The sequence below is a fragment of the Janthinobacterium sp. SUN118 genome (genome assembly GCF_030397695.1).
Lineage (GTDB): Bacteria > Pseudomonadota > Gammaproteobacteria > Burkholderiales > Burkholderiaceae_D > Janthinobacterium.
This window is the reverse complement of sequence record NZ_JAPUBV010000006.1, coordinates 119,593-131,778: the sequence shown is the minus strand read 5'-3', so window position 1 is coordinate 131,778 and position 12,186 is coordinate 119,593. Positions and strand designations below refer to the sequence as shown.

At 63.3% G+C, this 12,186-nt stretch carries 10 protein-coding genes; 5 read left to right on the top strand and 5 right to left on the bottom strand.

The genetic code is table 11. The features are described 5' to 3' along the window. Nucleotides 1-188: 188 nt before the first annotated feature. Both O0880_RS26250 and polA read right to left on the bottom strand, forming a co-directional pair. Entirely contained in the window at nucleotides 189-1,073 is an 885-nt protein-coding gene (locus tag O0880_RS26250; protein WP_289889432.1) for a dienelactone hydrolase family protein, read from the bottom strand. A gap of 30 nt (nucleotides 1,074-1,103) precedes the next feature. Then, a complete protein-coding gene (gene polA, locus O0880_RS26245; protein WP_289889431.1) occupies nucleotides 1,104-3,866 on the bottom strand; it encodes a DNA polymerase I in 2,763 nt (920 codons plus the stop codon). Between the two features lie 290 nt (nucleotides 3,867-4,156). On the opposite strand from polA, the gene O0880_RS26240 reads away from it, so the two are divergent. From O0880_RS26240 to O0880_RS26230, 3 genes are all read left to right on the top strand, one after another. After that, complete coding sequence (locus O0880_RS26240) at nucleotides 4,157-4,552, top strand: hypothetical protein (RefSeq protein WP_071326705.1); 396 nt, start codon at nucleotides 4,157-4,159, stop codon at nucleotides 4,550-4,552. 92 nt (nucleotides 4,553-4,644) lie between these two features. After that, the gene (locus tag O0880_RS26235) at nucleotides 4,645-5,601 is read left to right on the top strand and encodes a homoserine kinase (RefSeq protein WP_071325374.1); all 957 of its coding nucleotides are present in this window, start codon (nucleotides 4,645-4,647) and stop codon (nucleotides 5,599-5,601) included. A gap of 2 nt (nucleotides 5,602-5,603) precedes the next feature. Then, a complete protein-coding gene (locus tag O0880_RS26230; RefSeq protein WP_289889430.1) occupies nucleotides 5,604-6,395 on the top strand; it encodes a BPSS1780 family membrane protein in 792 nt (263 codons plus the stop codon). A gap of 181 nt (nucleotides 6,396-6,576) precedes the next feature. On the opposite strand, the gene O0880_RS26225 is transcribed toward O0880_RS26230, so the two are convergent. Then, nucleotides 6,577-8,886: a UvrD-helicase domain-containing protein gene (locus O0880_RS26225; protein ID WP_289889429.1), complete on the bottom strand. Its 2,310-nt coding sequence runs from the start codon at nucleotides 8,884-8,886 to the stop codon at nucleotides 6,577-6,579. A gap of 112 nt (nucleotides 8,887-8,998) precedes the next feature. Between O0880_RS26225 and O0880_RS26220 the strand changes: the two genes are divergently transcribed. Together O0880_RS26220 and O0880_RS26215 are read left to right on the top strand one after the other, a co-directional pair. Next, nucleotides 8,999-9,274, top strand: a complete 276-nt coding sequence (locus O0880_RS26220) for a hypothetical protein (protein WP_289889428.1) — start codon at nucleotides 8,999-9,001, stop codon at nucleotides 9,272-9,274. Then, nucleotides 9,271-9,792, top strand: coding sequence for a GNAT family N-acetyltransferase (locus O0880_RS26215; protein WP_289889427.1), 522 nt, complete (start codon nucleotides 9,271-9,273; stop codon nucleotides 9,790-9,792). The genes O0880_RS26220 and O0880_RS26215 overlap by 4 nt, the downstream gene beginning before the upstream one ends. Before the next feature lie 4 nt (nucleotides 9,793-9,796). Here the strand turns inward: O0880_RS26215 and O0880_RS26210 are convergent, their stop codons facing one another. Together O0880_RS26210 and O0880_RS26205 are read right to left on the bottom strand one after the other, a co-directional pair. Beyond that, nucleotides 9,797-10,651, bottom strand: coding sequence for a hypothetical protein (locus O0880_RS26210; RefSeq protein ID WP_289889426.1), 855 nt, complete (start codon nucleotides 10,649-10,651; stop codon nucleotides 9,797-9,799). A 346-nt stretch (nucleotides 10,652-10,997) separates the two neighbouring features. Further along, on the bottom strand, nucleotides 10,998-12,104 hold the full coding sequence (locus O0880_RS26205) for an S-(hydroxymethyl)glutathione dehydrogenase/class III alcohol dehydrogenase (RefSeq protein WP_034749160.1): 1,107 nt from the start codon (nucleotides 12,102-12,104) through the stop codon (nucleotides 10,998-11,000). Nucleotides 12,105-12,186 lie beyond the last annotated feature (82 nt).

Sequence of the window (12,186 nt, the reverse complement as noted above, 5' to 3'; positions counted from 1 at the left end):
TACAGCCCGGTGCGCCTTTCGCGTCAATTTCTGGAAAAATTAACTCTTGCCATGCTTCCGACGCCGGATGACACCGTCGCGAGCGGCGGTGAATCGTGGCCGAAAAGCGGCCTTGCACGAGTAGCCGCCGAGGCGGCGAGCATCGCCGGCCGCAAGCGGCGGCGGGCAGCGGGATCAGTCAGACGTCCTCATGCCACGCCATGGCTCTTGAACCAGGCCAGGCAGCGCGCATAGCCATCCTTCGCATCGGCCGCCACATAGCTGGGGCGGTAATCGGCGTTGAAGGCGTGGCCCGCGTCCGGATACACGACGAATTCCGACTGGTTGCCGCTCTTGGCCAGCGCTTCCTCCATCTTGCCGATGGATTCCTGCGTGATGCCCGTATCCTTGCCGCCGTACAAGCCCAGCACGGGGACCTTCAGGGTGGCGGCGATATCGATGGGATTCGTCGGCTGCAAGGCAGTGGGCTCGCCCACCAGGCGGCCATACCAGGCCACGCCCGCCTTGACGGCCGGATTGTGCGCCGCGTACAGCCACGTGATGCGCCCGCCCCAGCAAAAACCGGTGATGCCCAGGCGGCCCGTGTCGCCGCCATTCTGTTTCGCCCACGCAACAACTGCATCGAGGTCCGCCATCACCTGCGCATCCGGCGTCTTGGCGATGATGCCCTTCATTAACTCCGGGATGCTGCCGACCTTGGTAGGATCGCCCTGGCGCACGAACAGGTCGGGCGCCAGCGCCAGATAGCCCTGCTTGGCGAAGCGGCGCGCCATGTCGGCGATATGCTCATGCACGCCAAAGATTTCGGATATCACGAGCACCACGGGCAAACCCGTCTGTCCTTCCGGCTGCGCCGCATACACGGGCACGGCCTGGCCATCGACCATCACCGTGACGGTGGTCGTCACCAGCCCGGCGGTATCGGTCTTGATGACGTTTTGCGCCGCCACCGGCAGCACGGCCAGGGCAAAGCCCGTTCCCAGCGCCACCTTCAGGAAACCACGCCGGCCATCGGGCCCGGACAAGCTGCTCTGGCCCAGCAAACTTTCACAATCGGTGATCATGTCGCTCATGCGTTTCTCCTGAAGTGTGTGTTTAAGAAATTAATGCGCTTCGTCCCAGTTTTTGCCTATGCCCACCTCTGCCGTCAGCGGCACTTTCAGTTCAGCTACGCCGGCCATCAGTTCCGGCAGCTTGCGCTTGACCAGTTCCAGCTCGGCATCCGGCACTTCCAGCACCAGTTCATCGTGCACCTGCATGATCATCTTCGTCTGCAAGCCATCCGTTTCCAGCCAGCCCTGCACGGCGATCATGGCCAGCTTGATCAGGTCGGCAGCCGTGCCCTGCATGGGCGCGTTGATCGCCGCCCGTTCCGCGCCCTGGCGGCGCGGGCCGTTCGGCGAATTGATTTCCGGCAACCACAAACGGCGGCCGAACACGGTTTCCACGTAGCCGCGCGCCTTCGCCTGCTGGCGCGTGTCTTCCATATACTGTTTCACGCCGGAAAAACGGGCAAAGTAGCGGTCGATATAGCTTTGCGCGGCCGTGCGGTCCACGCCCAGGTTGCCGGCCAGGCCAAACGCGCTCATGCCGTAGATCAAGCCAAAGTTGATGACCTTGGCGTAGCGGCGCTGTTCGCTCTGCACTTCCGCGGCCGGCACGCCAAAGATCTCGGCCGCCGTGGCGCGGTGGATGTCGATGCCGTCGGCAAACGCGCGCAGCATGGCTTCATCGCCCGAGATATGCGCCATGATGCGCAATTCGATCTGCGAATAGTCGGCCGAGACGATGTGGCTGCCGGGCGGCGCGATGAACGCTTCGCGGATGCGGCGGCCTTCCGCGCTGCGAATGGGAATATTCTGCAGGTTCGGGTCGTTCGACGCCAGCCGCCCCGTCACGGCCACGGCTTGCGCATAGTTCGTGTGCACCCTGCCCGTCGTGACGTTGATCATCTTCGGCAATTTATCCGTGTAGGTCGACTTCAGCTTGGCCATGCCGCGGTATTCGAGCAGCACTTTCGGCAGCGGATAATCCTCGGCCAGCTTTTGCAGCACTTCCTCGTCCGTCGATGGCGCGCCCGTCGGGGTTTTCTTGACCACCGGCAGCTTCAATTTCTCGAAGAAGATTTCGCCGATCTGCTTGGGCGAGCCCAGGTTGAACGGCTGCTCGGCCAGTTCATACGCCTTCTTTTCCAGCTCGAGGATTTTCACGGCAAGCTCGGCCGACTGGATGTTGAGCAATGCGTCATCGATCAGCACGCCGTTGCGCTCGATCTTTTGCAAGACCACGGCCGTCGGCATCTCGATCTTTTCATAGATGAAGGTCAGCTTGTCATCATTGGCCACATTGCCCCACATGGCATTGTGCAAACGCAAGGTGACGTCGGCATCCTCGGCCGCGTATCTCGCCGCCTGCTCCACTTCCACCTGGTTGAACGTGATCTGCTTGGCGCCCTTGCCGCACACCTCCTCGAACGGGATGGTCGTGTAGTTCAGGTGGCGCAGCGCCAGGCTGTCCATGTCGTGCTTCTTGTGCGATTCGAACACATACGATTCAAGCAGGGTATCGTGGGCGATGCCGCGCAGGGTCACGCCATGGTTGGCGAAGATATGGCTGTCGTATTTCAGGTTCTGCCCCAGCTTGGGCTTGCTGGCATCTTCCAGCCATGGACGCAGTTTCGCCAGCACGTGTTCGCGCGTCAGCTGCTCGGGCGCGCCCGCGTAATCGTGCGCCAGCGGGATGTAGCAGGCACGGTGTTCGGCGACGGACAGGGAAATGCCGACCATCTGCGCCGTCATCGGTTCGAGCGACGTGGTTTCCGTGTCGACGGCCGTCAGGGGTGCCGCATCGATCAGGGCGAGCCATTGATCCAGCTGGGCATCCGTCAGCACGGTTTCATACTCGGCCGCAGGCGCTGGCGCGGCGTCGGCAAACATGTCGCCTGTCGTGTTCGCGGTCGATGCGCCGGCCGTTGCCGGTGCGCCCACAGGCGACATCGGCGGCGGCACCGCGCCCAGTTCGCGCAGCAGCGCCTTGAAGCCGTAGCGCTGGAAGAAGGCCAGCAGCGCTTCCTTGTCTTCCTGTTTCGCCGCCAGCGAATCGGCGATCGTCGTCATGTGCTCCGACAGGTCGCAATCGGTCTTGACGGTGATCAAGGCGCGCGCCTGCGGCAGCCATGGCAGGGCCGTGCGCAGGTTTTCGCCCACGGCGCCGCCCACCTTGGCCGCGTTGTCCATGATGCCTTCCAGGCTGTCGTACTGCGTCAGCCATTTGACGGCCGTCTTCGGGCCGCATTTCGATACGCCCGGCACGTTGTCCACGGTATCGCCGATCAGCGACAGATAATCGATGATGCGGTTCGGCGGCACGCCGAACTTGGCCAGCACGGCCGCTTCGTCGAGCTTTTCATTGCTCATGGTATTGATCAGGGTCACCTGGCTGTTGACCAGCTGCGCCAGGTCCTTGTCGCCCGTCGACACCACCACGTCCATGCCGGCGGCGGCCGCCTGCACGGCCAGCGTGCCGATGACGTCATCGGCTTCCACGCCGTCGACCATCAGGATGGGCCAGCCCATGGCGCGTACGGCTTCGTGGATCGGTTCGATCTGCAGGCGCAGGTCGTCCGGCATCGAGGCGCGCGTGGCCTTGTACTCGGGATACATGTCATCGCGGAAAGTTTTACCCTTGGCATCGAACACGCAGGCGATATAGGCGGCCGGGTAATCGGCGCGCAGGCGGCGCAGCATGTTGACCATGCCGTGCATGGCGCCCGTGGGATAGCCGTCCGGGCTGCGCAGGTCGGGCAGCGCATGGAAGGCGCGATAGAGGTAACTGGAACCGTCGACTAACAGCAGGGTGTTTTGCATAATGCCAATAAAATAAGGTGAACCGCGCCGGCCGGCAAGATATCGCGGCGGGCGGTGGAATATCGCACAATTATCGCAGAGTTTAGGGCCGCGCCACCGGGCCGCGCACGCCCTATTCTTGCCGTTTTTGCCACCTCGGCGGGACCGTGCGGGCGCAGCGGCGGCCGTTGCGGCCTATTTCGGCGCAAGTAAACAGCATTGCTTACCAGTTTGTTACAATGCCCTATAGATAAATTGACGGCATGACCACTGCATTTTCTGCAGTCCACCACATGGAAGCGAACCCCATCATGATGCGTACATCGACACTCTGGACATTCCTCGCCCTGCCCCTGCTGGCATGCTCGGCCATTGCCAGCGCCCAGACACCGGCCAAGCCCAGCGACGCGCCACCACAGCTGGAGCGTATCGAGGAAATGGGCGAAGCGCCCATCACCGTAGCGCCAGCGGCAACAAAACAACAGATTACCGAGAAACGCGAAGCGGGCGTGACGTCCGAAGTCAAGGTCACCACGGGCGGCAGCACGTATTACATGAAACCGGCCGCCGGCGCCGACCAGGCCAATGGCGGCGCCTTGCGCGGCCCGCAATGGAAAGTGCTGGAATTCGACCTGGGCAAGAAAAAACAGAAACAACGCGACGAAGAAGCCGCTGACGCGCCGGCGCCTCCCGCACCGGCAAAATAAGCGGCGCGGCCAGCCAACACCATCTTATTGCCCGGCCCCGGCCACACGCGGGGCCGCCGGCTTTTTTACTTTTTTACCTCAGACCTTTTCCCATGGCAGTTTTTACCGCGCTACACCTGGACGATATCGGCCAGTGGATCACGCAATTTCCACTCGGCAAGCCTCTGGCGCTCAAAGGGATCGCTTCCGGCATCGAAAACAGCAATTTCTTCCTCAGCACCGAGCGCGGCGAATATGTGCTGACGATCTTTGAAAACCTGAGTTTCGAGCAATTGCCGTTTTATTTGCAGCTGATGCGCCACCTGGCCGACCGCGGCGTGCTGGTGCCGGCGCCGATCGCCAATGCCGACGGCGCACTGGTGACGGCCCTGCAAGGCAAGCCGGCCGCCATCGTCAGCAAGCTCGACGGTAGCTCGCAGATGGCACCGCAGGCCGTGCATTGCGCGGCCGTCGGCGCCATGCTGGCGAAGATGCACGTGGCGGCGCAGGATTTCCCCCTGCAGCAGCCGAATCTGCGCGGCCTGGACTGGTGGAACGCCACCACGCCGCTGGTCTTGCCGCACCTCGACGATGCCAGGGCGCATTTGCTGCGCGCGGAAATCCACTTCCAGGACGCGTTTGCCGCCTGCGACACGTATAAAGCCATCCCGCGCGGTCCCGTGCATGCCGACTTGTTCCGCAACAACGTCATGTTTGACGGCGAACAACTGACGGGCTTTTTCGACTTTTACTTTGCCGGCTGCGACACCTGGCTGTTCGACGTGGCCGTCACCGTCAACGACTGGTGCGTCGACCTCGACACGGGCGTGCTCGATACGGCGCGCGTGCGCGCCCTGCTCGACGCCTACCAGGCCGTGCGCCCCTTCACGGCCGAGGAACACACGGCTTGGCAACCGATGCTGCGCGCCGCCGCGCTGCGCTTCTGGCTGTCGCGCCTGTACGATTATTACCAGCCGCGCGAAGCGGAAATGCTGACCCCGCACGACCCCACGCATTTCGAACGCATTCTGCGCGAACGTATCACCACACCCGCACCGGAACTGTCTTAAACATGGAAAAATTACCTGCAAGTACAGGCTGGCAATGGGTGAAACAGGGCTTTGGCCTGTTTCGCAAGCAACCCGGCGGCCTGTCGATGCTGTTTCTCGGCTATATGTTCTGCATGCTGGCCGTCAGCATCGTCCCCCTGCTCGGCCAGTTGCTGCCCGTCATCCTCGTGCCCGTCTTCTCCGTCGCGTTCGTGCAAGGCTGCCTGAATATCGACCAGGGCAAGCGCGTCTTGCCCAGCCTGCTGATCTCGGGCTTCCGCAAGCCGGCCTTCCCCGTGCTGCTGGGCCTGGGCGTACTGTACATCCTGACAGCCATCGTTGCCATCGGCGCCTCGACCCTGGTCGACGGCGGCGTGCTGTGGCAGCTGGCCACGGGCCAGCTGAACCCGCAGACGTCGCCTGACGTCATCCGCGAATCGAATGTCGGCATGGCCATCCTGACGACCATCGTCCTGTACGTGCCGGCCGCCATGGCCTTCTGCTTTGCCGCGCCGCTGATCTACTGGAAGCAAACGGGCCTGGGCAAGGCGCTGTTCTTCAGCTTTTTCGCCGTCTGGCGCTCGCTGTCGGCCTTCGTCGTGTTCGCCAGCACCTGGTTCGCCATCAGCGTCGTCACCAGCCAGCTGCTGTTCCTGATCGTCGGCCGCACGCCGATGGCCGTGCAGCTGATGATGCCGCTGTCGATGATCCTGACCGTCATCATGCATTGCTCGTTCTACGCCGCCTACCGCCAGATCTTCGGCGTGCCCGTCGACGAGAGCAAGGCGGTATCGCTGGACAAGCCGAACGATTGATCGTCGGCCAGATGCAACAAGGGCAGCCTGCGCAGGCTGCCCTTTTTTATGACCGTTGGCCACCGTAACATCGCACAAAACCGTAGCGAGCGGCAGCGGGTTGTGGCCGAGACGCGAAGCTGTGCGCAGGCATGGGGCCGCGCGCCTGCAAATCGCGACGCGCAGCAGGTTTGCTTAGGTGTTAACGTCCCAGTCGTTCCAGCTTGGCGATACCGAGGTCAAGCACCTTCATGCCATGCTGGCCGAAGTTGATCTGCGCGCGCGCATTGCCGCCGCCGCCTTCGATATTGACGATCACGCCTTCGCCGAACTTGGCGTGCGCCACGGATTCGCCGATGCGCCAGCCGCCGCCCGTGGCTTTTTGCGCGATCTTTTGCGCAATCGCATTGTCCGAGCCCAGGCTGGCCACGCGCGGCGCCTCGTCCCACGCCGACTTGCGGTTGCCGAACCAGTTCGCCTGCACCTTCGGCGACAGCCATTTCAAGGATTCTTCCGGCAATTCGTCGAAGAAGCGCGACTTCATGTTGTAGCGCGTCTGGCCGTGCAGCATGCGCGTCTGCGAAAAACTCATGTACAGGCGCTTGCGCGCGCGCGTGATCGCCACGTACATCAGGCGGCGTTCCTCTTCCACGCCGTTGTCTTCCTTCGAGCTGCTTTCGTGCGGGAACAGGCCCTCTTCCAGGCCGGTAATGAAGACATTGTCGAATTCCAGGCCCTTGGCCGAATGCACGGTCATCATCTGCAGCGCATCCTGGCCCGCCTGCGCCTGGTTGTCGCCCGCTTCCAGCGACGCGTGCGAGAGGAAGGCGGAGAGCGGCGACATCACGGCCGGCAACGGCGCGTCGGCGTCGAGGATCTCGATGCCATCCTGGTTGACGACGGGCGCACCCGACTGCGCCTGGGCGGCAGGCCCCAGGTGCGCGGGCGCGCCCTGGCCGAAGCCTTCCTCGGAAATGAACTGGCTGGCCGCGCTGACCATCTGCTCCAGATTTTCGATGCGGTCGGCGCCTTCCTTTTCATTCTGATAGTGCTGGAGCAAGGTACTCGCTTCCAGCACCACGCGCACCATTTCCGGCAGCGACAGCTGCTGCGTTTCGAAGCGCACGCCTTCGACCAGCTTGACGAAGCCGGCCAGCACGCTGCCCGCCTTGCCCGCCACGTACGGCACGGACGCGTACAGCGAGATGCCGTACTGCTCGGAGGCGGCCTGCAATTGCTCGATCGAGCGCATGCCGATGCCGCGCGTGGGGAAGTTGACCACGCGCAAGAAGGCCGAATCGTTGTGCGGATTGTCCATCAATTGCAGGTAAGCAATCGCATGCTTGACCTCGGCGCGCTGGAAGTAGCGCTGGCCGCCATACACATGGTAGGGCATGCCGGCCGAGAACAGCGCATGTTCGATCACGCGCGACTGCGCATTCGAGCGGTACAAAATGGCGATTTCGCTGCGCGAGGCGCCATCGGCAATCAGGCTCTTCGCCTCTTCGATGATCCACTGCGCTTCCTGCAGGTCGGAACTGGCTTCGTACACGCGCACCTGCTCGCCATGGCCCGCGTCCGTGCGCAAGTTCTTGCCCAGGCGTTTGCTATTGTTCGCGATCAACAAGTTGGCGCTGTCGAGGATATGGCCGTGCGAACGGTAATTCTGCTCGAGCTTGATCAAGTTCTGCACCTGGAATTCATGCTCGAAGGCGCTCATATTGCCCACGTTGGCGCCGCGGAACGCGTAGATGCTCTGGTCGTCGTCGCCGACGGCAAACAGGGCGCCGCCATCGCGGCTGCCGTGGCCGGCCAGCAATTTGAGCCAGTTGTATTGCAGGTTATTCGTATCCTGGAACTCGTCCACCAGGATGTGGCGGAAGCGCGCCTGGTAGTGCTCGCGCAAGGGCTGGTTGCGGCTCAACAACTCGTACGTGCGCAGCAGCAGTTCCGCAAAATCGACCACGCCTTCGCGCTGGCACTGGTCGTCATACATCTGGTACAGCTCGACCATCTTGCGCTCGTGCGCGTCATACGCTTCCACATCCGTGGCGCGCAAGCCCTGGTCCTTGGCGTTGTTGATGAAATACATCACCGTCTTCGGCGGGAACTTCTCATCATCAATATTGTTCGCCTTCAACAAGCGCTTGATCACCGACAACTGATCCTGCGAATCGAGGATCTGGAAGGTCTGCGGCAAGGCCGCGTCGCGGTAGTGCGTGCGCAGCAGGCGGTTGCACAGGCCGTGGAAGGTGCCGATCCACATGCCGCGCGTGTTGATCGGCAGCATGGCCGACAGGCGCGTGAGCATTTCCTTGGCGGCCTTGTTGGTAAAGGTCACGGCCAGGATGCCGGGCGGCGATACCTGCTGGGTCTGGATCAGCCACGCGATGCGGGTGGTCAGCACGCGGGTCTTGCCCGAACCGGCGCCCGCCAGGATCAGCGCATGCTGGGCCGGCAAGGTGACGGCAGCCAATTGTTCGGGATTGAGGTTGTGAAGAAGATTTTGCATGCCGTGATTATACCGGCATGGCTAAAAATACTGTGCATTTGTCCAGCGGTCGCCCAGTTTGGGCGTGCGCGCTACAATCGGCGTCATGACATTCACGCGGAAACCGCCCACCATGACACCTCCCAGCCACATCGACGGCGCCCGCGTACTGGCCTGGGCCTGGTCCGACTTGCCATTCGGCCACGTTAGCGGCGGCACCGGCGCCGCGCCGCTCGCCATTCACGGCCTAGCCCTGTGCCAGTACGAAGGCGAGGCGCGCGTCTACCGCTTCAGCTGCGATGCCCAATGGCAATGCCAGCAAGACCAGCTGTACGACAGCGTGGAAGACGCCAGGGCGCTGCTGCCGGCGCAATACCGCGCCACAACCGCCGTCTGGCACGCGCCATGAGCTACGCCATCCGCGCGGCCAGCGGCGCCGATCTGCCCCTGCTGGCCCAGGTCGAACGCAGCGCCGCCGCCCTGTTTGCGCAGGCCGGGCCGGAGCTGGCATGGCTGGCGCAGGGAGACCCCTTGCCCTTGAGCACCTTACAAGCGCTGCAGCGCGAGGGCGGCGTGTGGCTCGCCACCGATGGGCACGCTGCGCCGGCAGGCTTCCTGGCCGCCGAACCGCTCGACGGCCAGCTGTTCATCGTGGAATTGTCCGTCGCCCTGCCGCAGCAGCGCCAGGGGCTGGGCGCGCGCCTGCTGGCGGCCGCTGCCGCCCAGGCGCAAGCGCTGGGTTGCGCCTTCCTGACCCTGAGCACGTATCGCCACCTGTCCTGGAATGCGCCTTACTATGCGCGCCACGGCTTCAGCGAAACCGATGCCGTGGCGCTGGGCGCGGGCCATGCGCACAAGCTGGCGCGCGAGGCGCAAGACGGCCATGATCCGGCGCTGCGCTGCCTGATGCGCAAGCGGCTGGCCTGAGCACTCAGCGCACCAGCTTGGCCTTGCCTTCGCTCAGCGATTGCGCGATGGCCTGCCGCGTGGCCTTGTCCGCCGCCTTGGCCGCCTTCTCTTGCTGGCGGCCCAGTTCGCTCATCTGCTTGCCCAGCGCTTCCATCGGCTTGCTGCGCTGCTCCATCTGGCGCGAAATCACTTCAGCCTGCTGGGCCTCGCTCTCATGGATGGCGGCGATGCGGTCGTTGGCTTCTTCCATTTCATCCTGGGCATCTTCGATCTGCTGCTGCAAGCGTTCCACATCGCGCTCGGCCGTGCGGCGCGCCGCATCCGTCGTCGCCGTTGCCTGGCGCCGCGACGCCTCGCCCAGCTTGCGACCCAGTTCCTGCTGCTGGCGGCCCAGCGCGCGCAGCTGTTCCGACTCGCGCGTGCCGGCCCTGGCCTGCGCCTGTCCGCGGTCGCCCATCTTGCTGCCCAAGTCGCCCATCGCCTTGCCATGCGCCCCCATCTGCCGGCCCAGAACGCTCATCTGCTGGCCCAGTTGCTGCGATGGTTTCCAGGCCTCGTCGATCCGCGCCAGCAGCGTCGGATCTTGCATCACATAACTCTTGCCCTGGTCGCGAAACCACAGGAATTGTCCCTTGATCGACTGTTTCAACTGCTTGATCTGCTGGTTATCCACATCGCTGCCGCTCATGGTGACCCTGTCCTTCTGGCCATCGACCAGTGCATAGCCATCGCCGCTGTCCATGGAAATACTGATCTGCTTGCTTGGCGCAGCAGGCGGGGCCGGCGGCGCGGGCGGCTGCGGCGGCTGCACGGCCAGGGCGCTGCCGCCGAATAGGATGCCGGCCAGGCTGAGGATCAAACGGTGGGAAGTGGACATGGCTGCCTCATAGGTATGGTTGGAGCGTCCACTCTAGCCATGCCCGGCCGGCGGCTCCAGCGCCGTGCGACAGGCTGCAAAAAGGCGCGCCTGGACGGCAGGCTTGCGCGATGGATGGTAGTCGGCGGGCAAAAAAAAAGGAGGCCAGTGGCCTCCGCAAAGCCGCCGTGGTACGGCGACAGGGACCACGATAGCCGCGTGCCGGCGGCGCTTCCAGCGCCATGCGATGAAGTGCCCGGATGAGGGACTGGACGACCGATAGGCGCGATGGATGGTAAATCGCGACGGCAAAAAAAAAACGGAGGCCGCAGCCTCCGCAAAAACGCCGTGGTACGGCGTATTTACATTAGTACAAGACGACGGAACGGATCGATTCGCCGCTCTTCATCAAGTCGAAGCCTTGATTGATATCATCAAGCTTCAGGCGGTGTGTGATCAAATCATCGATATTGAGCTTGCCTTCCATGTACCAGTCGACGATCTTCGGCACGTCCGTGCGGCCGCGCGCGCCACCGAAAGCGGAACCCTTCCACACGCGCCCCGTCACCAGCTGGAATGGCCGCGTGGAGATTTCCTGGCCGGCCGCCGCCACGCCGATGATGATGGACTGGCCCCAGCCCTTGTGGCAGCACTCGAGCGACTGGCGCATGGTGGTGGTATTGCCGATGCACTCGAAACTGTAGTCGGCGCCGCCGTCCGTCAGCTGCACGATGGTGTCGACGACGTTTTCCACTTCATTGGCGTTGACGAAATGCGTCATGCCGAACTTGCGCGCGATGGCCTGGCGCGCCGGGTTGATGTCGACGCCGATGATCTTGTCGGCGCCGACCATCTTCGCCGCCTGGATCACGTTCAGGCCGATGCCGCCCAGGCCGAACACGACCACGTTGGCACCCGCCTCGACCTTGGCCGTGAACAGCACGGCGCCCACGCCCGTCGTCACGCCGCAACCGATGTAGCACACCTTGTCGAACGGCGCGTCCTCGCGGATCTTGGCGAGAGCGATTTCCGGCACGACGATGTAGTTCGAGAAAGTGGACGTGCCCATGTAGTGGAAGATGGGCTTGCCGTCGATGGAAAAGCGCGAGGTGGCGTCCGGCATCAGGCCGCGGCCCTGGGTCGAGCGGATCGACTGGCACAGATTGGTTTTTTGCGACAGGCAGAACTTGCACTGGCGGCATTCCGGCGTGTACAGGGGAATGACGTGGTCATCCTTTTTCAGGCTTTTCACGCCCGGCCCCACGTCGACGACGATGCCGGCGCCTTCATGGCCAAGGATGGACGGGAAGATGCCTTCCGGGTCGGCGCCCGACAAGGTGTAGTAATCGGTATGGCAAATGCCGGTGGCCTTGATCTCGACCAGTACTTCGCCCTCGCGCGGGCCGGCCAGGTCGACTTCTTCTATCGTCAGCGGAGCGCCCGCCTTCCATGCAATCGCGGCTTTGGTTTTCATGTGTGTCCTGTCAGTGGTTGAATCAGGCGCGCCAGCGCGCCGTATCGTCACATCATAACAAGGCACGCACCGGCGTGCCACA